We start from the raw sequence: 24,055 nt of genomic DNA on the forward strand, positions 1-24,055 counted from the left end.
CACCAGTGTTTGACATTTACGGGAATATATGAAAGCCCTTCCAGAAGTGAACCGCTCAAATTCACAAAGGAAAGGCTTTCATGAACAACGATTCGAGTTTATCCCATAGCAGGTGGGAATGCAAATACCATGTGGTATGGATTCCAAAATACCGCAGAAAGACATTGTATGGTGAACTTAGAAGGTACCTTGGACAAATTTTCAAGGATTTGGCCCGGAACAGGGAAAGTGAGATTATTGAAGGGCATATGATGCCGGATCATGTGCATATGCTGATATCGATACCTCCAAAATATTCGGTGGCACAGGTTATCGGATTTATCAAAGGTAAAAGTGCAATCAATATAGCACGAAATTACCTGGGGCATCGAAGGAATTTTACTGGTCAGCAGTTTTGGGCCAGAGGCTATCACGTTTCGACAGTTGGTCGAGACGAGGACACTGTTCGAGAATACATCCGCTCTCAGGAGAAAGAGGATAGACGCTTAGAGCAGCTGAGCTTGTTTAAATAAGGTGCGCCGCCCAATAAATAACCGCTTTGAGCGGTTCACCAAATCAAGCCTCCGGCTTTGCCGGAGGTACTTGACTGATATTGAAAAATATTAGAGGGCAATGAACTATGGAATGGTAGCGTGTGAGGTGTCAAAATGGTGACTGTTGATAAAAAACATGTTTCTACGTTGTTGCTTGTCGAAGCATACTCGGAAAAGCATAAGGCAGAAGAGAAAGTGGCATTTTTTCTTAAAAAATATAATAAAAATTTCGATGAATTTGAAAAAATGATGCACGCTAATGAAGAAAACTACGCCCATTATGATGATTATATGGAGTGGAAAGCCTATAAGCGTTACTTAGACAGTATAGACCTGAAGATCAAAGATCTTAAAAATGGAAGTATTCAGTTTACTTGATTCTTCTCCCATTGTTCTGACATACAAAATTATCGACTTCAAGTTTTGGGAGACCGGTTCGTATGTCAAAATGCAAATAATGCTGATAGATAGCAGCGTTTTGCATGTCCGTGAATATAACGATGAATTCGAACGAAATTATTCTTTTCACTGGCAGGACTCCCAGGGAACATTTTTATTGCGCTGGGATAATGCACCTCATCATAAACATTTGAAAACATATCCTAGCCATATGCACAAGAATGATCTCATTGAAGAAAGTGACGTTATTTCACTCAAAGACGTTTTGAAGTATATAACATCCTGTATTTGATTATCATGGCGGGGTCAGACTAAACCCCTGCCTCCTGTTCTGAAAGGGGCGCGACATATGCAGTTTATCGATCTGGCGGCACAGCAGAAGAAAATCCGGGCCGGGATTGAGCGGCGGATCGGGCGGGTGCTCGATCATGGTAAATATATCATGGGGCCGGAGGTGTTTGAGCTGGAGGCGGTCCTGGCGGAGTATGTGGGGGTGCCCCACTGCATCACCTGTGCCTCGGGCACGGATGCGCTGCTTATGGCGCTCATGGCTCTGGACATCCAGCCGGGTGATGAGGTGATCACGGTGCCGTACACCTGGATCTCCACGGCGGAGGTGATTGCGCTGCTGCGGGCAAAACCCGTGTTTGTGGATATTCAGCCGGACACGTTCAACATGGACCCTGACAAAATCGAGGCGGCCATCACGTCGAAGACCCGGGCCATCATGCCCGTGGGCATCTATGGCCAGTGTGCGGATATGACCCGGATCAACGCCATTGCCGGCCGGCACGGCATTCCCGTGATCGAGGATGCAGCCCAGTGTTTCGGGGCCACTCATCATGGCAGAAAATCATGTAACCTGTCCGCCATCGGGTGCACCTCGTTTTTCCCCTCCAAACCCCTGGGAGGATATGGGGACGGCGGCGCGATTTTCACGCCGGACGATGCGCTGGCAGACAAGATGCGCCAGATCCGCATCCATGGACAAAAGGTCAAGCACCAGCATCCTTTGGTGGGGATCAACGGCCGGCTGGATACGATCCAGGCGGCGATTCTCCTGGAAAAATTCACCCTGTTCCCCGAGGAATGCGAGGCCCGGGCGCGGATCGGCCGGTGCTACGACACCCTGCTGGCGGAGGTCCCGGACATCACTGTCCCGGTGATCGCGCCGGGCAACACTTCGGTCTATGCCCAGTACACCATCCTGGCCACAGACCGGGATGCCCTGTCCGCCACCCTGAAATCCCGGGATATCCCGTCCGTGGCCTATTACACAGCTCCGCTGCATCTCCAGGGAGCGTTTGCCGGTCTGGGCCACCAGCCCGGCGATTTTCCGGTCTCCGAACACGTGGCCGCCCACTGCCTGAGCCTGCCCATGTCTCCCTATCTCACCCAGACCGACCAGGAAGCTGTTTGCAACCTGTAGTGGGGTCAGGCTTGGCTTACGTGTAACCTTGGGTTTATATGAAAGAACTTTGAAAGGCTTTAATTTCAAAGTGTTATAATTGGTCATACCAATCCTGATTTTGACCATTATCTTTCATGCTTTGTTGTGCCCGTCAGGGCATGGGTGTTATTGGCTTATTGCAAAGGGCCGCAATAAGCCAATAACCCAAGCCTGACCCCATTGCTCCCCAAATTATGAAAAATCCTGTGTTTATTATTGTTTGTCTGCTGATTGCCTTGACTCCGCTCATGCGGGGATCCGTGCATGCCTGGGCCCAGACTGTGATCCAGATCATGGTGGTGCTGGGGTTGATACTGGTGGTCGTGAAAAGCCTGAAAAGGGAGAAGCGAAGCAAAAAAGGCAGGTCCGGTGACAGACCGGCGGCAAACGAATCCGACAGCCGAAACAGCGGGGATTCAGATGTGATTTCGGGAATCCGGGACGGGCTGGCCCCAGACCGGATGCTTTGGTGGATAATCGGGCCGGTGGCGGTCTTAGGGGTGTGGTCCACGGTGATGTCGCCCCATCCGGCCCTGGCGTTGCAGGGGCTGATCATGCTGGCCACGTACTTGGGGTTTTTCTGGCTGGTGGTGGTGTCGGTAAGATCCCGCAAAGAGCAGCGGGCACTGGTGTGGGTGGTGGTGGGCACGGCTGCGGTGTTGGGCGTGATCGGGCTGCTGGAACGCTATGATGTGCTGACATTTGCCTGGTGGGATTATTCCAGGGAAGTAGGAAAAAATCACGGCGCCACAAGGCTGTCCGGTGTGTATGTCAATGCCAACCACATGGCTGGGTTCCTGGAGATGGCCATTCCCATGATGCTGGGAATGTTTTTGACCCGGTCCAGAGAGCCCGAGGCCCGTATCGGCATGGTCGCATTGGCGCTGTTTCTGATTGTGTGCCAGGCCCTGACCCTGTCCCGGGGCGGGTGGACAGCAACGGCTGTGGCCCTGGTGTTCATGGCCCTGGTGCTGCTGTTCAAAAAAGGATTTGTGCACAAAAGACTGGTGGGAACACTGCTGGGAGGCGTTGTGGTAACTGCGTTGATTGTCATGGCCAGCACACCCGTGGTGGAGCGCATCACCACCTTGACCCAGGCGGATATCGAGCTCAGTCTGACCGGGCGGCTTACCTACTGGGCCGGGACCCGGGCCATGATCGCGGACAACCTGGCTGCCGGCACGGGGCCGGGAACCTTTTCCGTGGCGTTTTCGCCCTACCAGGTACCGGGACTGGCCGTGCTGCCGCGATATGCCCACAGCGACCTTCTCCAGTTTCCGGCTGAAACCGGCATCCTGGCCATCCCCGTGATGCTGTGGATCGTGTACTGGTTCTTCCGAATCGGATTCACCCGCCTCAAAAGCCGCAGCCGCCAGACCCAGGGCATCACACTGGGCGCCATGGCCGCTCTGGTGGCCCTGCTCATCCACAGCTACTCCGACGGCAATCTCCAGATCCCCGCCAACGCCCTCCTTTTCATCGCCATCTCCGGCGCCGGCCTCCGCTCCTTCCGCTAAAAAACCCCAGGCCTCCATTATTGTGAAATCGGCTGATTGATCTTTCGTTTTTTTTCTTATCTTTCGAGTTTCCCGCCTTTTTATTCGAGTTTCCCTCCTTTTGTTTTTCAAAAATTTCCTGATAGTATTGAAGTCCATAGGCCAATATCACCCTTTCAAACAACCTGCTGGTGACCAACAATCTCATGTTCGCTCTCAGAGACCTGAGCCCGGACACCCATGTGGTTCATATCGGGACCATGGGCGAATACGGGACCCCCAATATCGATATCGAGGAAGGGTGGATCGAGATTGCGCACAAAGGGCGGAAAGATACATTTCTATATCCAAGGCAGGCGTCGTCCCTGTATCATACCACCAAGATCATGGACACGGACCTGATGTGGTTTGCCGTGCGGATGTGGGGGCTGCGGGTCACGGATCTGATGCAGGGCCCGTGTATGGCATTGAGACGGAAGAGTCGGACATGATCGATCAGACATCAGAGAAACAGCATCTGAGAACGATCTTCAATTATGACGAGATTTTCGGGACCATTGTCAACCGGTTCATCACCCAGGCCGTGGTGGGGTATCCGCTCACAGTCTATGGGAAAGGCGGGCAGACCCGGGGATACCTCAACATCAAAGACACACTGCAATGTGTGTACAAGTCGGAACAGACCCCGGCCAAAAAACATGAACTGCGGATATTCAACCAGATCATGGAAACGTTTTCCGCCAATCAGCTGGCGGACATGGTCCAGCAGGTGGGCAACGACAGAGGGCATGATGTGAAAATCGATCACCTGGAAAATCCCCGGAAGGAAGCGGAAGAACACTATTACAATCCCACGTATCACGGGCTGGTCGAAATCGGTGTGACCCCCCATTATCTGACAGATGAGGTGCTGCACGGCATGTTTGCCGTGGTGGAAAAATATCGGGGCAACATCCGGCCCGAGGTGATTTTCAAAGGAATCAAATGGTAGAAAGCTATACACGGCTCAGCATGATATCAGGGGTGAATGTCCGGTATTTTGTGTTGTTTTTAATGCTGGCCAGTGTGAATGTGTATCTGTCCACCGTGCCGCATCTGGGGCAAAGCATCCAGAATGAGGTGTTGAACCAGGTGCTTCGCAAGATCGCCCATGTGGGGATGTTTGCGCTGCTGACCTGGTTTTTGTGGATGGCCCTGCCGGGCCGGGGCCGGGCAGCGAAGCCATATGCGAAAATTTTGATTTGCGGTCTGGTCTTGACGGGGATTGCGTTTTTGAGCGAGTATTTGCAGACGTTTACGCCGGGGCGGCGGGGGAATATGGTGGGGTTTGGGTTTGATATGCTGGGAATTTTGCTGGCACTGGCGGCATTGAAATGGCGCGGTGTCAAGACGTCACGCGGTTGAGGATGATACGGGCAGGGTGGCTGTGAAAAATTTGGGTTTCTTGATTGTTTGTTTCTTGATCGTTGTTTCGCCTTTGACAAGGGGGGGCGTGCATGCCTGGGCCCAGACATTGATCCAGATCCTGGTGGTTCTGGGTTTGATCCTGGTGGTGGTGAAGCAGCTGCAAAGGGAGCCGCGCAGAAGGAAAAGTGGGCGCAGGGGGGATCGGCAGGCGCTGGAGGGTCAGGAGGGGCAGGGGGCGCAGAAGTCGCAGAAGCCCCAGGAGGCGCAGCGGTCGCAAAAGAACCAGTCACCGGCATCCGGCAGCCGGAGTCCGGATTCAGCATTCACGGGTATCCGGGATGGGTTGGCCCCGGGCCGGCATTTCTGGTGGGTGATCGGGCCGGTGGCGGCTTTGGGAGTATGGTCCACGGTGATGTCCCCCCATCCGGCCCTGGCGATTCAGGGACTGATCATGCTGGCCACGTACCTGGGGTTTTTTTACCTGGTGGTGGTGTCCGTGCGCTCCCGGAAAGAGCAGCGGGCCCTGGTGTGGGTGGTGGTGGGCACGGCCGTGTTTTTGTGTGTGATCGGGCTGCTCAAGCGGTTTGACATCCTGGTGTTCCACTGGTGGGATTATACAGAAGAGCTGGGAAGCAAATTTTATGGCCTGTCTCTGACCGGGGTGTATGTCAACCGCAACCACATGGCCGGATTCCTGGAGATGGCCATTCCCATGATGCTGGGGATGTTTCTGACCCGGTCCCGCTCCCCGGAGGCCCGCATCGGCATGATCTGCCTGGCCCTGTTTCTGGTTGTGTGCCAGGCGTTGACCCTGTCCCGGGGCGGATGGACCGGCACAGCCGTTGCCATGGTGTTCATGGCCGTTGTGCTGCTCCTGAAAAAAGGATTTGTTCACAAGCGCCTGGTGGGAACCCTGCTGGGCGCCGTGGTGGTCATCGGCCTGATCGTCATGGCCAGCACCCCCGTAAACGCGGGGTCAGGCCTGCGTTATTGTAGTTATTGGGGGGTAAAGTATCGGGTGTTGTTGGACGTTGACAAACGATGGGGCAGCATCTAAGATAAGAAAAAAGATGATAGGGGGGAGTATTTCATGCAAAAATTTCGCCTCTGGATGTTCTTGATGCTTTGCGGAATGAAGCACGATAAGCTTTGACTGAATCCCCCCCGAAGGGTAAAATTCCATCATGACAGACGAGAAAAATAACAGCAAGGTGGTCAATCCCCATGACAAGGTGTTCAGGGATGTCTACAGCAATAAGGAAAATGCCCGCAGCCTTTTAGCCGACAAACTGCCGGACAAAGTGCTGAAACTGGTGGACCTGAACAGCCTGGAGATCAGTAAAGACAGCTTCATAGAAAAAGAGCTGGCTGATTATTATTCCGACATGCTCTACAAGGTGAAACTGACAGACGGCAGCCAGGGATTCATCTATGTGCTGTTTGAACACAAAAGCTACTATGATCGGTTTGTGCATCTCCAGTTGCTGGAATACATGGTCAAGATATGGCGGCTGCATATTAAGCAGCATGAAGAAAAGCCGGTCCGTCTTCCCATTGTGATTCCGCTGCTGGTATGTCACGCCAGGCAGGAGTGGCCGGAAAATACAGAGCGGCTGTCATCCTTGCTGTCCGGGCCGGTGGAGGGGCTTGCCGGGTACATCCCGGATTTTGCGTTTGAACTGTACGACCTGCACCGGTACTCGGATGATCAGATCAAAGGGACCATCATGAGCCGGGTGATATTGCTGCTGTTCAAACACATCAGAGATCCGGATTTACGACAGAAGCTGCCGGGTATATTGGCACTTATGCGTAAATTGATGGAAAAAGAAACCGGGTTGCAATGGATTGAGGTGGTGGTCAGGTACCTGGCATCGGCCCTGGAAGATGATGAATTATCGGTGAAACAAATAAAGGAAATAGCGGAAGAGGCTATTTCTAAAGAGACAGGAGAATATATTATGACACTGGCTGAGAAATTAAAGAACGAGGGCAAGCTGGAAGGTAAGCTGGAAGGTTACAGAGAAACCATAGAGCTTAGCATGGCCGTTAAATTCCCTGGAGACATCGGCACTGTGATGGCCAGGGTGAATGAAATTGATGACCTGGATACACTGGTAGAAATTACAAAGGCGATCCACACCGCAAAAGACATCTCGGAGATTCTAGCCCTGCTGAAATAACATGAACCTTGCCCTGCGCCAACAGCGCAGGCCTTATGTGTATCTACATGGTATAAAATCATGGAAAATTTAAACATAAGGGCGAGTTGGAATTATGAGAGATCAATACAATCTACATGATATAATGAAAAGGGTAATAGATAAAGTTGTCGATGATTTTGAAAAGCAAGGAATTAGGCTGGGTATTAAGCAGGCAAAATACGATGCTGCAATAGAAATGATCAAACAAAACGTACCTGTTGATGAAATAGAACGTATTACAGGTGTTACTTTACAAACAAAGTTTCCAGAAGAGTGTATGCCAAATTCCTCTGCAGCAAAATATATAAAAAAAGGATTCGACTCCGGACTCATTCTTGGAAGAGAAGAGATAAATAATAAAAAAGAATACGGACAGCTTCATTGAAAAAGAGCTGGCTGATTATTATTCCGACATTTTGTACCGGGTGATGTTTAACGATGGCAGTGCCGGATTTAACTCCCTGCGGGGCCGGGCCGGGGCAGTGCTGTTTGTGTTTATATTCAGCGCCCTGATGGAAGGGTTGCAGCATTTTTCACCCCTTCGCACCGGGTCCTGGGAGGACGTGGCCATCAACGCCCTGGGCTGCCTGGCCGGGGTCCTGATGTTTGCTGTCCTCGCCGGGGCCGTCCTCCGCACCACCCCCATCCCCAGATCCTGATCCCGCCTCTCCCATCCGACCCTGGCGATTCAGGGACTGATCATGCTGGCCACGTACCTGGGGTTTTTCTGGCTGGTGGTGGTGTCCGTGCGCTCCCGGAAAGAGCAGCGAGCCCTGGTGTGGGTGGTGGTGGGCACGGCCGTGTTTTTGTGTGTGGTCGGGCTGCTCAAGCGGTTTGACATCCTGGTGTTCCACTGGTGGGATTATACAGAAGAGCTGGGAAGAAAATTTTATGGCCTGTCTCTGACCGGGGTGTATGTCAACCGCAACCACATGGCCGGATTCCTGGAGATGGCCATTCCCATGATGCTGGGCATGTTTCTGACCCGGTCCCGCTCCCCGGAGGCCCGCATCGGCATGATCTGCCTGGCATTGTTTCTGGTTGTGTGCCAGGCGTTGACCCTGTCCCGGGGCGGATGGACCGGCACAGCCGTTGCCATGTTGTTCATGGCCGTCGTGCTGCTCCTGAAAAAAGGCTTTGTTCACAAGCGCCTGGTGGGAACCCTGCTGGGCGCCGTGGTGGTCATCGGCATGATCATCATGGCCAGCACCCCCGTGGTGCAGCGGATCACCACCCTGACCCAGGGAGAGCTGGAAGACGAACTTGAAGGCCGAAGAAATATCTGGGCCGGCACCCGGGCGATGATCCAGGACAACCTGGCCGCCGGCACCGGTCCGGGAACATATGCCATTGCCTTCCCACAATACCAGGCCCCGGGCTATGCAAGACTCCCCAGATACGCCCACAGCGACTTTCTCCAATTCCCCGCCGAAACCGGCATCCTGGCCATCCCCGTGATGCTGTGGACCGTGTACTGGTTCTTCCGAATCGGATTCACCCGCCTCAAAAGCCGCAGCCGCCAGACCCAGGGCATCACCCTGGGCGCCATGGCCGCTCTGGTGGCCCTCCTCATCCACAGCTACTCCGACGGCAACCTCCAGATCCCCGCCAACGCCCTCCTTTTCACGGCCCTCGCCGCCGCCGGCCTCCGCAAAGTTTAGAAAACTTCGGGGTCAGGCCTGCGTTATTGTAGTTATTGGGAGTTTTAAGTTTTAAGTGTTAAGTTTTAAGTAAAAAAAGCCGGGGTCCTGCTGTTTGCTGTCCTCGCCGGGGCCGTCCTCCGCACCACCCCCATCCCCAGATCCTGATCCCACCTCTCTCTCCTCCCAATCCCCAATCCCTACCAACCAGAACCCCCCTACCCAAAACCCATCATCCAAAACACCCCATTGAATTTGCTATTTGTTGAAAACCGATTTATACAGAAAAAGGACTCGGGGCCTGCTTTATTGTGGTTATTGGGTGGGGTAAAGTATGGTCATCGGCATAGTCTGTGACCGAAATGGGTATTTTATAGATTGACTTTCCATGTGTGCTGCATATACTGAAAAATATGATAAAGGGGAATGTTGGGTAAAACATAGAATTGGTATATAGTTAAGCGTTAGGCTCCAGGCAACTCTGATTGAGTTCAAAAGATGGTGCAATGTGGATATAAAAGAACATATTAAATATTGGCTCGACAGTGCAGATCACGATTGGGATACTGTTCAAAGTTTGTTTAGTGCAGCCAAATATGATTGGTGTTTATTCATAGGACATTTGGTTTTAGAAAAAATTTTAAAAGCTTTATATGTTCAAGCGAATAACAACCAATTACCACCCAAAACCCACAATCTTGTGAAATTGGCCCGTCTCAGTAAACTTGATCTTTCTATGGAACAAGAAATTTTGCTGGATGAAGTGAATGATTTTAATCTGGAAGTAAGATACCCTCAATACAAGAGCGAATTTTATAAAAGGTGTACAAGAAAATTTAGTGCAGATTATTATCAAAAAATTAACGAGACGATGATATGGCTGAAATCCCAGATAAAATATTGAAAATTATTAACCAGTTTATAGCAAAACTGGAAGATAATAATATTAAGGTAGAACGCGCGTTTCTGTTTGGGAGCTATGCCCAGGGAACATTCAATGACTGGAGCGATATTGATCTGGCTATCGTGTCAACCGCATTTAAAGGTGAACGTTTTGGCGACAGAGACAAGATCAGGCGTATTAAATTAAGCATCAGTTGCGACCTTGAGCCAATACCATATAATCCTTTAGATTTTAACAGTAATAATCCGTTTGTTAAGAGAATCCTCAGAACCGGAATCAGGGTTGCTTAGATTTTGGGTATCATCTTGTCATGGATTTATGAAATCTGTGGGAGGTAAATATGTAAAGACCTGGACATTGAATTTGTGAGGTAGATAATGAAATTCAGGGCGGTAATCAAAGAAACACAGGGGTGGTGGATCGGCTGGTTGGTGGATTTACCCGGAGTCAACGCACAGGAAAGAACCCGGGATGCGCTGCTGGAGTCGTTGAAAATCGGCGCAAAAGAGATGCTTGAAACAGATATTCCGTTTGATCCTGGCTTTTCCATGGAACAGCTGGACATTCCAGAGCCTGAATGGGCATAATAGTAATAAGCCGGGGGTCAGGCCTGGGGAATCCTGGTGCTGCTGCTGGCGTGCATGCCCTGGGCTGGGAGGACACGTATAAATGGCGGGAATCGGATTATATGAAACAATTAAAAAAGATGTCTGCATAAATGCCGCCTGTAATGGAAATGATCAGAATAATTTTAGCAACAATAATAGGACTTGGCCTTGCCATATATACGATATGGGCATCTCTTCGCAACAAGGCTTCAAAATATGCATTTGGAGGGGCTGTTCACGCCTTAATGGGAAATGACCAATATGCCGATATCCGGTATAAAAAGGCGCTTGAATTTGATCCGATGCATTTTGAAGCTTTGTATTACATGGCAAGAAGACATGCCGGCCAGAGGGAATTTTCCCAGTCGGTTTCATGTTATGAAAAATGCCTGAGGCAGCGGCCCGATGATCCCAATATCCTGTTCAAGCTTGGCGCTGTTTTCTATGATATGAACCACATCGAATCGGCGGCTGACCTCTGGAAAAAGTTCATTGAAAAATCCGGAAATGAACCGAACATACGTATGGTAAAAGGGTTGCTTGAAAAGATAGAGAAAGGAGAGCAAGAGATTCTTTCAGCTCCGGAATTTTTGAATAATTTTAAATGGCATGAAGAAGGGTTTGGCGAATCCCGCAGAATTGTCATATTTTTAATCGTCTTTGCAGTTGAATTTTTCTTGCTTTTCACTTTCTTGATATAGCGTTCTTTCCTTCCTTCCTTTTTCATGGTCGGCTTCAACCGCCGCTTCCCCCCCCAAGTTACCCCTCATGTTACCCCCATGTTACCCCCATGTTGAGAAGTTGTTGCTGTGTTGTGAAAAATCGGCAGGACGCGGACCGGGCCGTGACCTCGTCCAAACTGGTGACCCACCGGTTTGATATCGATGATGCCCTGAAAAAACAGCCGGATGTGCATCTGAACACCCTGTGCACTGCCACGGGCATGAATGCCGGCCAGACCGCACAAAAAGAGGGGTTTTCCTGTGCCACCACGGATTTTCAGGTGGTGCTGGACAATGAACAGATCAACACCGTGTTTGTCACCACCCGGCACAACTCCCATGCAAGGTTTGTGACAGCGGCCCTGGCAGCGGGTAAGCACGTGTTTGTGGAAAAACCCCTGTGCCTGAATCCGGAAGACCTCCAGACCATCCACCAGACCCTCCACAAATCCCCCCACACGCCTGACTCCTCACCCCTCACGCCTCACTCCACACCAATCCTCATGGTCGGCTTCAATCGCCGGTTCTCCCCCCATGCCGCATTCATCCGCGACTACTTCCAGGGCCGCCAGACCCCCATGATGGTCAATTACAGGATTAATGCCGGGATCATCCCCCCGGATGTCTGGGTCCAGGACCCGGAGGTGGGCGGGGGCCGCATTGTGGGAGAGGTCTGCCATTTTATCGATTTTGCCTCTTTTGTGATCGGGGCCGACCCCGTGGCGGTCCAGGCCATGTGTGTGGACAGCACCAATGCCGCGCTGATGGCTGAGGACAATGTGACCATTGCCGTCAAGTACAGGGACGGGTCCGTGGCCCAGATCTGTTATGTGGCTGTGGGGCCGTCTGATCTTGCCAAGGAATACTGCGAAGTGTTTGCCGATGAGTCCGCCGCTGTGATGGACAATTTCTGCACCACCCGGTGCATGGGCCGGCGCGGCAAAAAACGCCTCAAAGGCAGCCAGAAAAAAGGGTTCACCCAGGAGATCGCCGCCTTCCTGAAGGCCGTTCAAACCGGCGCCCCTTCCCCCATCCCCTTTGACTCCCTGGCCCGGACCACGGCGTGTACGTTTGCAGCAAAAGAATCCCTCCGCACCCGCAAGGCCGTCGGGGTCACCGCCTTGCGGGTCAGGCCTGCTTTATTGTAGTTATTGGGGGGTAAAGTATGACCCCATGATCTGGAGCGCAATCCCTGGCTCGCCCTCCAGGCCGGATCTGTAATGAACCGGTATGATGGAATTTGTTATTTTCGGCGATAACTGCTATAGACTCAAGACAGATGTTTGCAAAAATGATGAATGATTACTGAAATAATAACAGAATAAAGGATATGACCATGAAAAAAATGTTGAAAATTCCTTTGCTGCTGGAACCCCAGGTGGAAGGTGGTTGGACAATAACAAGCCCTTTGATACCTGAATTAATTACAGAAATTGATAAAATCGAAGAACTTAATACATGTGTGAATGATGCAGTTTTAGCTGTGTTTGAACTTTATGCTGATTCAGGCAAACAACTTCCAGCAACAATCAGGACAGAAAATACGGGTTCACCAGTACTTTTTGATTCATTGATTATGGCTGAAGTATGAATTACAGAGAACTGACTAAAAAGTTAAAAAGTCTGGGATGCAAAGAAATCCCTCGTCGTAGTGGTGGTTCACATCGAAAATGGTTCAACCCGACAACAGAAAAAGGAACAACTATTCCGGATTGGGGTCAAAAAGATTTGAAGGCTGGTACGATTGCAGCTGTGTGTCGGCAACTCGGTATTGACAAAAGTTTACTGTGACGGTTCTTTCAAAAATAGAGATAACTTTTCATCAAAGTTTTTTTTAATTTCCTTGGGCAACTTATTATATTCTTTTTTGAATAGCCTGCTGAACTGATAAGTGTTAAGTTGGCTGACTCCCGTGCACTGGCCTGATCCCGGAATTTGGAAATTAAATTCTATGACAAATTTTTTTTCTCTCTTCCATTGGAAGGAGGTATATTTCTTTTATCACCTGTTCTGCTGTTAACATGTTGATCCTTTATTTTTTTGTGAAATAACATCTTCCACCGCATCCAACAAAACCTGCTGGAGGTGTCGTGGAAGCTTTTTAGCGAATTTCTTAAATTTAGGCATCTGAAGAATTTCCATGATCTATGATTATCATAAGTTGTCATAAGTTGTCAACTGATAAAGGGGGTCTGACCCTGGCAACTTATTGTTTTTACAGCTAATGATGCTTAATATAAGGGCTGAAATGGGCTTAGAGTGCACTTTTTGGGGGCAGGCTATCACCTGGAAAAATAATTGTTGGGGTAAAGTAGTATGAACCTTCAATCCATATCTTTTTTGACATAGCCGCACATCCTGCTTGAACTGCCGTGGGGGTCTAACCCAGTTAACCATTTGTTTTTTCACATTATTTCATTTAAAATTGATCTCAAATCGGGCTTAGCGTATACTTTTTGATGCTAAAAAGGGGTTTTAAGTGATCATCGGCACAGCCTGTGACCGCAATGGGTATTTATAGATTGACTTTCCATGTGTGCTGCATATACTGAAAAATATGCATTTTTTTTTTGGGGGGCTGGACCAGGGAGGAAAATAATGGAAACTATGATCAATCTCCATATAGAGCAGTTGCCAGAAGGATATTATTTAGCAACATCTTCTGATGTCCAGGGTTTGGTAGCGCAGGGCAGAACGATTGCCGAGACCCTGGAGATCGCTCGGGATGTCGCCAGACGTTTAATTGAGGCGCAAACTGAAAGAAATTCAAAAAAGATTCTGCGGCCTATAGAAAACACTTTTGATCTTCAGGTTGTGGTCGGCTGCTGAGATGGGCAGACTGTCCGGTTTTCGGTATCGAGATATTGTCAAATGATAAAGGGGGTCTGACCCTGGCAACTTATTGTTTTTACAGCTAATGATGCTTAATATAAGGGCTGAAATGGGCTTAGAGTGCACTTTTTGGGAGCAAAAAGCGGCTTTTAAGAATTAGCGCGATTGTTATTTCACGAAATAACAACGAGTTTTTCAAAGATCTTCACGTTTTTGCATATGTGTTTCTTGCATTTTGTCACAAATTTTTGCGGGCAGGCTATCACCTGGAAAAATAATTGTTGGGGGATTGGGTATTGGGCCGAGCAGAGGTGATGATCCCGATTGCTGATCGGACACCATTTTCGCGATTACCTGAGGACTTCAACTGAATATCGGTGGAACCGGCTGTCATGCGTTACAACAGGAAGACGGTTTAAAATGGCAGTAGCGATAATAATTCTGTCGGCCGGATCTTTGTGAATAAGCGGTAGGGAGGCTGAGAATAATGCAATTTTACCGGTTACCGGTATTTCAACAAGATCGTGGATTGAAAGAACCTTTTCATACCATTTTTCCGCATCCATGGGCAGTTCGAGTCTTTTTATGGCCGCTTTGCATCCGACTTCCAATGCGGTTGCGGCACTTACATAGACAATATCGGCTTGTTCAATTGATTTCAATGTGTCTTGTGAAATCCTGCCGCCTCCGTTTACAAGCCAGATCAATCCACAGGTGTCAAGCATTATTGCAGACATTCAAAGTCTCCGCTCATATCATCGTCAAAAAGCGCCCCGTTTATATCAACATGCAGTTCGGGAGAGCCTTTTAACCGGTTTTTGGCCTTGTGTGCGACTATTTCAGCAACGGGTTTTCCATTGCGGCATATCAGATATGATGTGTTTTTTGTTTCAATATCGGATATCAGTTTGGAAAGTTTGTTCTTGGCATCAAAAATATTTATCACTTCCATTTGGATACCTCTCTTTGGTCGGATGTTATTGGATATTATTAAAGGTTAGCTTAGCTGGCTTAACCATGATTGTCAACTCATTATTAGGGGCTCAGTATCAAAAATGAATTGGCATCTTCACAGCCATGCAAGGGGGTTGATTGTTTCAGGGGTACTGATCCTGGTGGTGATCGGGCTGCCCATGGGGTTTGCCCTGAACAGGACAGGGGATGAAATGAAACAAGCCGTCAGCGTCATGACCTGCAATATCGGGGATATTGTGGGGGGCAATCCCCTGGACAGTGACCAGGTGGCCGCGTTTATCCGGGACTGCGGGGTGCGGGATGTGCTTTTGCTCCAGGAGGTGCGGGGGGAGAAGGAAGCCGCGTATCTGTCCCGGCAGCTGAACCGGCCCGGGTTTGTTTTTCTGCCGGATCATGATTCAGACCAGTTGACGCAGATGGGGATTGCCATCCTGTCAGGATTGCCCGTGCTGGGTCATGACATCTTATATTTTACTGACAGCCGGCGGGGGGCCGGTGCCGTTGCCGTGGAGATTGACATGCACGGCACCCGGGTGTGGGTGGTGAACGTGCATCTGGACCGGGTCGGGTTCGTCACCCCGGGAAATGACCGGGTGCCGGTCTCCCGAGATCTGATGGTGCGGTTTGTCAAAAAAGAGCTCATGGGAGAATCGGCCCGCAGCCGGTCGGTCAAAGAACTGATGGCATGGCTGGACAAGAAGAATCCCGATCATGTGGTGCTGGGCGGAGATTTCAACACCATCCCGTTTTCGAAAACCGTCCGCCAGCTTTGCCCCGGGTTCGATGATGTGCTCTGGCCGTCCCTGGATTATTTCAAAGGCACCTATACCAAGCTGGATTTTCCCATCGCGCCCAGGATCGATTTTCTGTTTGTCTCCGCCGCCCTTGGACGGAAAAACGCCCGGGTGATCCCGAAGAGTCCGGGGGATCATTTCCCGGTCCGGGCGGATATTCTGATCCCCGGGCAGGGGTGACGCATTTGGTTTGGGGGTCTGGCCTGCTTTATTGTCGTTATTTGGAGTTTTAAGCTTTGTTTTTCAAAAACGTGAGAAAAGTTTTTGGGTTGCAAATATCTGTCGGCAAGGGGTATCATGAATTTAAATGTATCCATGACCAATGGTGAATGGATGTCTTGACAGGTTGTGTATCAAGACTATCATACACCATGTTGGTTTTTAAAATTACAAAGCGGGGCAGGTGTTATCATGAAAGCAATCAGACAAATAGTCGATTTGGATAAATTGGGTTGTGTAATCAATATTCCCAAAGACTTTAAGTATAACAAAGTTGAAGTAATAATTTTCCCTGCTGATGATTCTATACAGACAGAAAAAGAAAAGTTTGTTCCTGAAACTTTTTATGGAATCAGTTCCATTTCTGATCCGGCAGAAGCAGTCCGGAGCATACGTGATGAATGGGACCGGATATGAAATATCTGATCGATACAAATATATTGATTTACTATTTTAATGGTTCTTTATCCGTGTCCCATAATCTGAAATTGGTAACACATAATGTCAAAGATTTTATCGGCATTAATCTTGCGATTTCTGATCCCTTTTGATTGGCATCTTCATCGTCGTGCAATATTTCCATACCCTGCGGTACTTGAAGCCGGTCCAGATTTATGGGCGGGTGTGGTTCCGGCTCCACCAGCCCCGGCCGGATATATCCCCGGCCCCAGATCCAAGAAATCCCCAAGGCATCTGGCACCTCCCCTGCCCAAAACCCGAATCCATCAATAACGACAATAACGCAGGCCTGACCCCCACTTTTTTGAATGAGACGCATACCGTTCAAAGTCCTGAAGACTGGAACAATCCGGCGTGGGAAAAGCTGTGGCTGTATAACCTGCATTATTTTGATGATCTGGGGTGCAGGGGGGCGGAAGGGAAGAGAGCGCTGCATCAGGGGCTGATCCGCAGGTGGATCCGGGAGAATCCGCCGGGGGCCGGGAACGGGTGGGAGCCTTATCCGATTTCGCTTCGGGTGGTCAACTGGATCAAATGGGGGCTGGCCGGGGATGGGCTGGAGGACGATGTCGTACACAGCCTGTCCGTTCAGGCCCGGTATCTGTTCCGGCGGCTGGAGTTTCACCTGCTGGGCAATCATCTGCTGGCCAATGCCAAAGCCCTGGTGTTTGCCGGACTTTTTTTCCAGGGCAAAGAGGCGGATGCCTGGCTGGCCAAAGGGGCAAAGATTCTGAAAAAGCAGATTCCGGAGCAGGTGCTGGAAGATGGCGGGCATTCTGAGCTCAGCCCCATGTATCATGCCATTGTGCTGGAGGATCTGCTGGATCTGGTGAATGTGACCCGGGCTTATGTAAGGGGGCATGACCTTGCGGAACTGTGCGGCAAACATATTCCCGGAATGGTGGCGTGGCTGGATGCCATGTGTCATCCGGACGGGCAGATCGCGTTTTTCAATGATGCGGCGTTGGGGATTGCGGCGGCGCCCGGGGAGCTGAAAGACTATGCCGGACGGCTGGGGTTTTTGTTCGGGGGCGGAGCGGAACAGGCGGGGGCGCCGATTCCGGAGCCCGGGGGGGCGCAGCCTTCAGAGTCAGGGGTGACACATCTTCCGGAGACCGGATATGTGCGGGTCCAGGCCGGGCATGTGCTGCTTTTGGCGGATGTGGGGCGGATCGGGCCGGATTATCTGCCGGGCCATGCCCATGCCGACACGTTGAGTTTTGAGCTGTCTGTGGCTGGAAGGCGGATTCTGGTGAATTCCGGTATTTCCTGTTATGGTGCTTCGGCTGAAAGGCTGGCCCAGAGAGGGACCGCAGCCCACAACACCGTGTGCGTGGACAAGAAAAACTCCTCCGAGGTCTGGGGCGGGTTCCGGGTGGCCCGGCGGGCGTATCCGAAAGATCTGCGCATCGATGAACTGCCGGATGGCCGGGTGCAGATCCAGTGCTGCCATGACGGGTATGTGAGGCAGGGGGGCGGGCCTTTGCACTGCCGGAAATGGATCCTGGGTCACGACCGCCTGGAGATCACGGACACCCTATCAAACCCCGGACATCACATGGCCGTGTATTATCATCTGTATCCCGGTGCAGAGGTGGATCTGGAAAAACAGGTAATCGCCCTGGAAGATCTCAGGATCAATTTCTCCACTGATGCACACTGCACCCTGACAGACACCCTGTATCATCCCGAGTTCGGCAGATCCATCCCCAACAAATGCCTTATACTCACCCCGCCTGGACAGACATCCTTCATGACATTTTATTTCAATTAAAGGAGATTTGGGGTCAGGCCTGCGTTATTGTAGTTATTGAACCTTTTTTATTACATGTGTGGCAATAACTACAATAACGCAGGCCTGACCCCGGCTGACGATGCATATTTTATTTATCACCGACAATTTTCCGCCGGAAGTGAATGCCCCGGCCAGCCGGACATTTGAGCACTGCCGGGAGTGGGTGAGGGCCGGACACCGGGTCACGGTGATGACCTGTGTGCCCAATTTTCCCAGCGGCCGGGTGTATGAAGGGTATAAAAACAAGCTGGTGCAGACCGAAAACATGGAAGGCATCGATGTGATCCGGGTGTGGAGCTATATCACGGCCAATGAAGGGTTTGTAAAGCGGATCCTGGATTATGTCAGTTTTATGGTGTCGGCTGTGGGGATTTCGCCCAGGGTCAAGGCACCGGATCTGGTGATCAGCACCTCTCCTCAGTTTTTTTCCGCCTGTGCCGCGTTTCTGATCAGCCGGATGAGGCAGATCCCGTTTGTGTTTGAGCTTCGGGATATCTGGCCGGAATCCATTAAGGCTGTGGGGGCCATGAAATCCTCTTTGATCATCCGGATGCTTGAAAAAATCGAGATATTTTTGTATCACCATGCAGTGAAAATTGTTTCGGTCACCCATTCATTTAAAAACACCCTGATCCGCCGGGGGGTTCCAGGAGACAAGATTACTGTGGTGACCAACGGGGTGGACCTGGAGCGTTTCCGGCCCCGGGAAAAGGATGATCACCTGGTTGCGCAATACGGCCTGAAAGGCAAATTTGTGGCGGGATATATCGGGACGCACGGCATGGCCCATGCCCTGGAAACGCTTCTGGAAGCAGCGGATCAGGTGCGGCACCAGGCTGGGGGGGACCGGTTCCGGTTCATTCTGCTGGGCAATGGGGCCAGAAAAGCGCATCTGCTGGAAAAAGCCAAAGAGATGGACCTGGACAATGTAATTTTTATCGACTCCGTGCCCAAGGAAGATGTGGCAAAATACTGGTCCCTGCTGGATGTGTCCATCATTCATCTGCGCAAAACCCCGCTGTTCACCACGGTGATTCCCTCCAAGCTGTTTGAGTGCATGGGCATGGGTATTCCTGTGCTGCACGGGGTGATGGGAGAGTCTGCAAAAATGGTGGAAAAGCACGGGGTGGGGATGTTGTTTGAGCCGGAAAATGCCGATGCGTTGTGCCGGGGATTACAGACGCTGGCCCATGATCCGGACGTGTACAAAAAAATGACACACAACTGCCTGGCTGCCGCACCGGAATATGACCGGAAAAACCTGGCCGCCCGAATGCTGGCAGAGCTGGAAACCGCAGTCAAAAAATAAGAAATGCCGAAAAGATAGAAACAGAAAAAAACAAGGACGTATTCATTGAAGCTGAAGCAGAAACGTATCGATATCATTGCCGGGGCAAGGCCCAATTTCATGAAAATCGCGCCCATTATCCGGGCACTCACCGCATTCAAAGATCAGGGCGGGCACCTGGATTTCCGGCTGGTGCACACGGGCCAGCATTATGATGCCTGCATGTCCGGGGATTTTTTCGACCAGCTGGGTATCCCCAAACCGGATGTGAACCTGGAGGTGGGGTCCGGAACCCAGGCTGAGCAGACCGGGGCCATCATGGTGCGGTATGAGACACTGCTGATGGAAGATCCCAGCGACCTGTGCCTGGTGGTGGGGGATGTGACCTCCACCATGGCCTGCGCCATTGCAGCCCGGAAACGCAACGTGCCCGTGGCCCATGTGGAAGGCGGGATCCGGTCCGGGGACTGGACCATGCCCGAGGAGATCAACCGCGTGGTGACCGATGCGATCACCAACTGGTTTTTTACGACCAGTGAAAAGGCCAATGCCAATCTGCGGCAGGCAGGGATTCAGGAAGATCAGATCTTTTTTGTGGGCAATACCATGATCGATACATTGATGACCAACATGGACCGGCTTACGCCCCCGGCGTTCTGGGAGGAACTGGGGCTGGAACCGGGCAGTTATTTTGTGGTGACCCTGCACCGGCCGGCCAATGTAGATGCACTGGAGGGATTTTCCAGGCTGGTGTCAACCATTGGGGAGGCGGCCCGGGGGCTTGGCGTGGTGTTTCCCGTGCATCCGAGAACGGCCCGCACCTTGAAAGAGATGGCAAATGTGCCGGACAACCTGCATCTGGTGGCGCCCCAGCCCTACCTGGAGTTCAACTATCTGGTCAAACATGCCAAAGCCGTGATCACGGATTCCGGCGGGATCACCGAAGAAACCACGGTGATGGGGGTACCGTGCATCACCCTGCGGGACAGCACGGAGCGGCCGGAAACCGTTGACATCGGCACCAATGAACTGATCGGCACGGACCCGGCCCGGATCGGACCGGTCCTGGACCGGTTGTTTGCCGGCAAGTGGAAAAAGGGTTCTGTCCCGGCACTTTGGGACGGCAGAACCGGCGAGCGTATCGTCAAGATTATGTCGGAGATCGTATGACCACGATTCTGGTATCTTTTTTTCTGGCAGCGATTTTATCCAATTTTCTGACACCGCTGGCCGGAAAGTTTGGAGAAAAATTCGGTGCCCTGGATGTGCCGGATGAAAGAAAGGTGCATTCCAGTGCCATTCCCAGGACCGGGGGCGGGGCCATATTCCTGGTGTTTGTCATTTCTGTGGTCATCATGCGAATCGTGGGCACGGATGTGTCGGCCCGGGTGGTGGTGGACCAGAGCCTGTGGTTTTTGTTTGCCGGTTCAGTGGTGACATTCGGTATCGGGTTTTATGATGATTTCCGGCGCCTGGGGCCGAAAGTCAAGTTTTTGTTTCAGATCATCGGGGCCTCTTTGGCCTTTGCCGGCGGTGCCAGGATCGGCGCGGTTTTCTTTGGGTTCGATCTGCTGGACCATATCGTTTTAAGCTATCTGATGACCGTGTTCTGGTTTCTGCTGCTCATCAATGCCATCAACCTGGTGGACGGGCTGGACGGGCTGGCCGGCGGGGTGGTGCTGTTTGCCTCCCTGGTCATGATGATCCTGGCCATTATCAAGCAAGATTATCTGATGGGGTTGTATTTTGCCGTGATAGCCGGGAGTGTGCTGGGGTTTCTGCGGTATAATTTCAATCCGGCGTCCATTTTTCTGGGGGACGGGGGCAGTTATTTTCTGGGGTATGCCATGGCATGCCTGTCTGTGATGGGATCCATCAAAAGCCAGACCGGGGCTGCCATTGCCATTCCGCTGCTGGCCCTGGGGGTGCCGCTGTTTGACACAATGTTGTCGCCCGTGCGGCGGTTTCTGCGGGGCAGGAAAATGTTTCATCCGGACAACGGGCACGTTCACCACCGTCTGGTAAACATGGGCCTGACCACCCGCAAAGCCGTGCTGGTCATTTATTCCATTACCCTGGGGCTGTGCGCACTGGCCCTGGTGGTGACCAATCTGCGGGATGAGCAGGCCGGGCTTTTCCTGGTGATCATGGGGGCCGGGGCGGCCCTGATGATCCGCAAGCTGGGATATTTCGAGTACCTGGCTTCAGACAAGTTCTATGGCTGGTTCAAGGACATGACCGACCAGGCCGGGTTCCGCCATGAGCGCCGCAGTTTTCTGAACCACCAGATCGAGATCTCCAAATCCCCGGACATTGACACCCTGTGGCAGCGGATTCTGGAGGTGGCGGTTTTTCTGGACCTGGATTTCATCGAGCTCAAGCTGTGCGACAGCCAGTGCAATCAATTGAAACAGCGGGTCCCCATGTTTGAGTTCAGCAACGGCAATACCAACCCTGCTTTGATGGAATGGCAGAGTGCCATGCACATCATGCTGCCCCTGGCTACCAAAGACTGTGAATTCGGCTCTATGTCCATCTCCAGGGATGTGGTCAACAATCCCCTGACTCCCTTCACGCTGCGCCGGATCGAGCAGTTGCGCCGCACCGTGCTGGACACCCTGATCAAGCTCAACCAATGATTATGAAAAATCCGGCATTTATCATTGTTTGTGTGATCGTGTCGTTGAGTCCGTTGATGCGGGGTTCCGTACACGCCTGGGCCCAGACAGTGATCCAGATCCTGGTGGCGCTGGGCGGGATCATGGTGGTGGTGAAGCAGCTGCAAAAGGAGCCGCACAAAAGGAAAAGCGGGCGCAGGGGTAGTCGGCAGGAGCTGGAGGCGCAGATGTCGCAGATGTCGCAGATGTCGCAGATGTCGCAAAAGAGCCAGAAACCGGCGCCCGGCAGCCGGAACACGGATGCGGCAACAGGCATCCGGGAAGGGCTGACCCCGGGCCGGTATCTCTGGTGGGTGATCGGGCCCGTGGCGGCTTTGGGAGTGTGGTCCACGGCAATGTCGCCCCATCCGGCCCTGGCGGTTCAGGGACTGATCATGCTGGCCACGTATCTGGGATTTTTCTGGCTGGTGGTGGTGTCCGTGCGTTCCCGGAAAGAGCAGCGGGCTCTGGTTTGGGTGGTGGTGGGCACGGCGGCTTTTTTATGCGTGGTGGGGCTGCTCAAGCGGTTTGATGTCCTGGTGTTTGCCTGGTGGGATTATTCTAAAGAAGCCGGTTATGGAACCTCTTTGACCGGCACCTATGTCAACCGCAACCACATGGCCGGATTCCTGGAGATGGCCATCCCCATGATGCTGGGCATGTTTTTGACCCGGTCACGATCCCCGGAAGCCCGGATCGGCATGATTGCCCTGGCCTTGTTTCTGGTTGTGTGCCAGGCGTTGACCCTGTCCCGGGGCGGATGGACTGGCACGGCTGTGGCCATGGTGTTCATGGCTGTGGTGCTGCTGTTCAAGAAGGGGTTTGTGCACAAGCGGCTGGTGGGATATCTGCTGGTCGGCATCTTAGTGACGGCCGCGATTGTCATGGCCAGCACCCCGGTGGTAGAGCGCATCATCACCCTGACCCAGGGGAATCTGGAAGATCATATCGCCCACCGGCGCAATCTCTGGAAAGGCACCCGGGCCCTGATCGCCGACTATCCGGGCACGGGCACGGGACCGGGCACCTTTGCAGTGGCATATCCGCCCTACCAGGCTCCGGGGTATTCGCTTCTATCCCGATACGCCCACAATGACTATCTCCAGTTCACGGCCGAAGCCGGCATCCCGGCCATCCCCGTGATGCTGGTCCTTCTCTACTGGTTCTTCCGAACCGGATTCATCCGCCTCAAAAGCCGCAGCCGCCAGACCATGGGCATTACCCTTGGCACCATGGGCGCGGTGGTGGCCATCCTCATCCACAGCTACTCCGACGGCAACCTCCAGATCCCCGCCAATGCCCTCCTGTTCACCGCCCTCGCCGCCGCCGGCCTCCGCAAAGTTTAAACGCGGCGCGCGGGGTCACCCATTAAAGGGCCAGTCAAGGAAAAAAACACCTCCCCTGTGAAAAAAGTTTCCTTTTTCCTTGACTGCTCTTACTCCGGTTATTGTCAGTCCAACAGTTACGGCCTTTATTCCTGGTTTGCACCTGTTATTTCGGCGTGTTGGTTTGCGGCTTATTGATCCGCACCAGTCACCCATCGGGTTCAAGGCGAGTGTGCATCAGCGTAATGCTTGATACACGGCCCCTGGTCCATCTGGACCCCAGAAAATCTTCAGTACCATGCCGTGGCTAATTGTTTGTTTCAGACCTTATGGTTGTTAACCAACCCC

Annotated in this window: 31 protein-coding genes; 28 read left to right on the forward strand and 3 right to left on the reverse strand. The window is 51.9% G+C overall.

Going from position 1 to position 24,055, the window contains the following annotated elements; translation table 11 throughout:
- The first annotated feature begins 80 nt into the window (after positions 1-80).
- The 21 genes from tnpA (at position 81) to DPO_RS21090 (ending at position 14,192) form a co-directional block, all read left to right on the forward strand.
- Positions 81-512 carry an IS200/IS605 family transposase gene (gene tnpA, locus DPO_RS21000; RefSeq protein ID WP_006968388.1) on the forward strand — a complete coding sequence of 144 codons (432 nt, stop codon included), beginning with the start codon at positions 81-83 and terminating at the stop codon, positions 510-512.
- 135 nt (positions 513-647) lie between these two features.
- Positions 648-911, forward strand: coding sequence for a hypothetical protein (locus DPO_RS21005; RefSeq protein WP_006968389.1), 264 nt, complete (start codon positions 648-650; stop codon positions 909-911).
- A gap of 79 nt (positions 912-990) precedes the next feature.
- On the forward strand, positions 991-1,224 hold the full coding sequence (locus DPO_RS26245; protein WP_236610018.1) for a toxin-antitoxin system TumE family protein: 234 nt from the start codon (positions 991-993) through the stop codon (positions 1,222-1,224).
- Between the two features lie 57 nt (positions 1,225-1,281).
- Positions 1,282-2,361, forward strand: a complete 1,080-nt coding sequence (locus DPO_RS21015; RefSeq protein ID WP_006968391.1) for a DegT/DnrJ/EryC1/StrS family aminotransferase — start codon at positions 1,282-1,284, stop codon at positions 2,359-2,361.
- A gap of 227 nt (positions 2,362-2,588) precedes the next feature.
- On the forward strand, positions 2,589-3,899 hold the full coding sequence (locus DPO_RS25355) for an O-antigen ligase family protein (protein WP_236610015.1): 1,311 nt from the start codon (positions 2,589-2,591) through the stop codon (positions 3,897-3,899).
- Positions 3,900-4,084: 185 nt separating this feature from the next.
- On the forward strand, positions 4,085-4,369 hold the full coding sequence (locus DPO_RS26250; RefSeq protein WP_006968393.1) for a Rossmann-fold NAD(P)-binding domain-containing protein: 285 nt from the start codon (positions 4,085-4,087) through the stop codon (positions 4,367-4,369).
- Positions 4,366-4,869, forward strand: a complete 504-nt coding sequence (locus DPO_RS26255) for a Rossmann-fold NAD(P)-binding domain-containing protein (RefSeq protein WP_006968394.1) — start codon at positions 4,366-4,368, stop codon at positions 4,867-4,869. The genes DPO_RS26250 and DPO_RS26255 overlap by 4 nt, the downstream gene beginning before the upstream one ends.
- Positions 4,863-5,282, forward strand: coding sequence for a VanZ family protein (locus tag DPO_RS21030; RefSeq protein WP_006968395.1), 420 nt, complete (start codon positions 4,863-4,865; stop codon positions 5,280-5,282). The genes DPO_RS26255 and DPO_RS21030 overlap by 7 nt, the downstream gene beginning before the upstream one ends.
- Positions 5,283-5,370: 88 nt before the next feature.
- Positions 5,371-6,342 (forward strand): O-antigen ligase family protein, encoded by a 972-nt coding sequence (locus DPO_RS26260; RefSeq protein WP_236610016.1) that lies wholly within the window; start codon positions 5,371-5,373, stop codon positions 6,340-6,342.
- A gap of 127 nt (positions 6,343-6,469) precedes the next feature.
- Positions 6,470-7,468, forward strand: a complete 999-nt coding sequence (locus DPO_RS21040) for an Rpn family recombination-promoting nuclease/putative transposase (RefSeq protein WP_006968397.1) — start codon at positions 6,470-6,472, stop codon at positions 7,466-7,468.
- 94 nt (positions 7,469-7,562) lie between these two features.
- Complete coding sequence (locus DPO_RS21045) at positions 7,563-7,874, forward strand: hypothetical protein (RefSeq protein ID WP_006968398.1); 312 nt, start codon at positions 7,563-7,565, stop codon at positions 7,872-7,874.
- Positions 7,875-7,917: 43 nt separating this feature from the next.
- On the forward strand, positions 7,918-8,148 hold the full coding sequence (locus DPO_RS21050; protein ID WP_006968399.1) for a VanZ family protein: 231 nt from the start codon (positions 7,918-7,920) through the stop codon (positions 8,146-8,148).
- A gap of 42 nt (positions 8,149-8,190) precedes the next feature.
- The gene (locus tag DPO_RS21055; protein ID WP_006968400.1) at positions 8,191-9,150 is read left to right on the forward strand and encodes an O-antigen ligase family protein; all 960 of its coding nucleotides are present in this window, start codon (positions 8,191-8,193) and stop codon (positions 9,148-9,150) included.
- Between the two features lie 487 nt (positions 9,151-9,637).
- Positions 9,638-10,033 (forward strand): HEPN domain-containing protein, encoded by a 396-nt coding sequence (locus tag DPO_RS21060; protein WP_006968401.1) that lies wholly within the window; start codon positions 9,638-9,640, stop codon positions 10,031-10,033.
- Complete coding sequence (locus DPO_RS21065; protein ID WP_006968402.1) at positions 10,006-10,323, forward strand: nucleotidyltransferase domain-containing protein; 318 nt, start codon at positions 10,006-10,008, stop codon at positions 10,321-10,323. Before DPO_RS21060 ends, DPO_RS21065 begins: the two co-directional genes overlap by 28 nt.
- An 87-nt stretch (positions 10,324-10,410) precedes the next feature.
- Positions 10,411-10,620 carry a type II toxin-antitoxin system HicB family antitoxin gene (locus tag DPO_RS21070; protein ID WP_006968403.1) on the forward strand — a complete coding sequence of 70 codons (210 nt, stop codon included), beginning with the start codon at positions 10,411-10,413 and terminating at the stop codon, positions 10,618-10,620.
- Between the two features lie 131 nt (positions 10,621-10,751).
- The gene (locus tag DPO_RS21075; RefSeq protein WP_006968404.1) at positions 10,752-11,342 is read left to right on the forward strand and encodes a hypothetical protein; all 591 of its coding nucleotides are present in this window, start codon (positions 10,752-10,754) and stop codon (positions 11,340-11,342) included.
- 113 nt (positions 11,343-11,455) lie between these two features.
- Positions 11,456-12,511 (forward strand): Gfo/Idh/MocA family protein, encoded by a 1,056-nt coding sequence (locus tag DPO_RS21080; RefSeq protein WP_006968405.1) that lies wholly within the window; start codon positions 11,456-11,458, stop codon positions 12,509-12,511.
- 188 nt (positions 12,512-12,699) lie between these two features.
- Entirely contained in the window at positions 12,700-12,954 is a 255-nt protein-coding gene (locus tag DPO_RS21085; protein WP_006968406.1) for a type II toxin-antitoxin system HicB family antitoxin, read from the forward strand.
- Positions 12,951-13,154, forward strand: coding sequence for a type II toxin-antitoxin system HicA family toxin (locus DPO_RS24815; RefSeq protein ID WP_083912116.1), 204 nt, complete (start codon positions 12,951-12,953; stop codon positions 13,152-13,154). Before DPO_RS21085 ends, DPO_RS24815 begins: the two co-directional genes overlap by 4 nt.
- A gap of 807 nt (positions 13,155-13,961) precedes the next feature.
- A complete protein-coding gene (locus tag DPO_RS21090) occupies positions 13,962-14,192 on the forward strand; it encodes a type II toxin-antitoxin system HicB family antitoxin (RefSeq protein ID WP_006968407.1) in 231 nt (76 codons plus the stop codon).
- Between the two features lie 353 nt (positions 14,193-14,545).
- On the opposite strand, the gene DPO_RS21095 is transcribed toward DPO_RS21090, so the two are convergent.
- Positions 14,546-14,932, reverse strand: coding sequence for a type II toxin-antitoxin system VapC family toxin (locus DPO_RS21095; protein ID WP_006968408.1), 387 nt, complete (start codon positions 14,930-14,932; stop codon positions 14,546-14,548).
- Positions 14,920-15,147, reverse strand: a complete 228-nt coding sequence (locus tag DPO_RS26795) for a type II toxin-antitoxin system Phd/YefM family antitoxin (protein ID WP_006968291.1) — start codon at positions 15,145-15,147, stop codon at positions 14,920-14,922. The genes DPO_RS21095 and DPO_RS26795 overlap by 13 nt, the downstream gene beginning before the upstream one ends.
- A 103-nt stretch (positions 15,148-15,250) precedes the next feature.
- Here DPO_RS26795 and DPO_RS21105 point away from each other — a divergent pair, with 103 nt between their 5' ends.
- Positions 15,251-16,144 (forward strand): endonuclease/exonuclease/phosphatase family protein, encoded by an 894-nt coding sequence (locus DPO_RS21105; protein ID WP_006968409.1) that lies wholly within the window; start codon positions 15,251-15,253, stop codon positions 16,142-16,144.
- Between the two features lie 231 nt (positions 16,145-16,375).
- Positions 16,376-16,600 carry a hypothetical protein gene (locus DPO_RS21110; RefSeq protein WP_006968410.1) on the forward strand — a complete coding sequence of 75 codons (225 nt, stop codon included), beginning with the start codon at positions 16,376-16,378 and terminating at the stop codon, positions 16,598-16,600.
- A 31-nt stretch (positions 16,601-16,631) separates the two neighbouring features.
- Here the strand turns inward: DPO_RS21110 and DPO_RS25905 are convergent, their stop codons facing one another.
- Positions 16,632-16,961, reverse strand: a complete 330-nt coding sequence (locus DPO_RS25905) for a hypothetical protein (protein WP_201765659.1) — start codon at positions 16,959-16,961, stop codon at positions 16,632-16,634.
- Between DPO_RS25905 and DPO_RS21115 the strand changes: the two genes are divergently transcribed.
- From DPO_RS21115 to DPO_RS25365, 5 genes are all read left to right on the forward strand, one after another.
- A complete protein-coding gene (locus DPO_RS21115; RefSeq protein ID WP_201765660.1) occupies positions 16,947-18,416 on the forward strand; it encodes a heparinase II/III family protein in 1,470 nt (489 codons plus the stop codon). The two genes, DPO_RS25905 and DPO_RS21115, sit on opposite strands and share 15 nt — an antisense overlap.
- A gap of 100 nt (positions 18,417-18,516) precedes the next feature.
- Complete coding sequence (locus tag DPO_RS21120) at positions 18,517-19,746, forward strand: glycosyltransferase family 4 protein (protein ID WP_006968413.1); 1,230 nt, start codon at positions 18,517-18,519, stop codon at positions 19,744-19,746.
- A 45-nt stretch (positions 19,747-19,791) separates the two neighbouring features.
- Positions 19,792-20,895, forward strand: a complete 1,104-nt coding sequence (gene wecB / locus DPO_RS21125) for a non-hydrolyzing UDP-N-acetylglucosamine 2-epimerase (protein ID WP_006968414.1) — start codon at positions 19,792-19,794, stop codon at positions 20,893-20,895.
- A complete protein-coding gene (locus DPO_RS21130; RefSeq protein ID WP_006968415.1) occupies positions 20,892-22,364 on the forward strand; it encodes a glycosyltransferase family 4 protein in 1,473 nt (490 codons plus the stop codon). The genes wecB and DPO_RS21130 overlap by 4 nt, the downstream gene beginning before the upstream one ends.
- The gene (locus DPO_RS25365) at positions 22,361-23,728 is read left to right on the forward strand and encodes an O-antigen ligase family protein (protein ID WP_006968416.1); all 1,368 of its coding nucleotides are present in this window, start codon (positions 22,361-22,363) and stop codon (positions 23,726-23,728) included. The genes DPO_RS21130 and DPO_RS25365 overlap by 4 nt, the downstream gene beginning before the upstream one ends.
- Positions 23,729-24,055: the final 327 nt, after the last annotated feature.

Source organism: Desulfotignum phosphitoxidans DSM 13687 (assembly GCF_000350545.1).
GTDB classification, from domain to species: domain Bacteria; phylum Desulfobacterota; class Desulfobacteria; order Desulfobacterales; family Desulfobacteraceae; genus Desulfotignum; species Desulfotignum phosphitoxidans.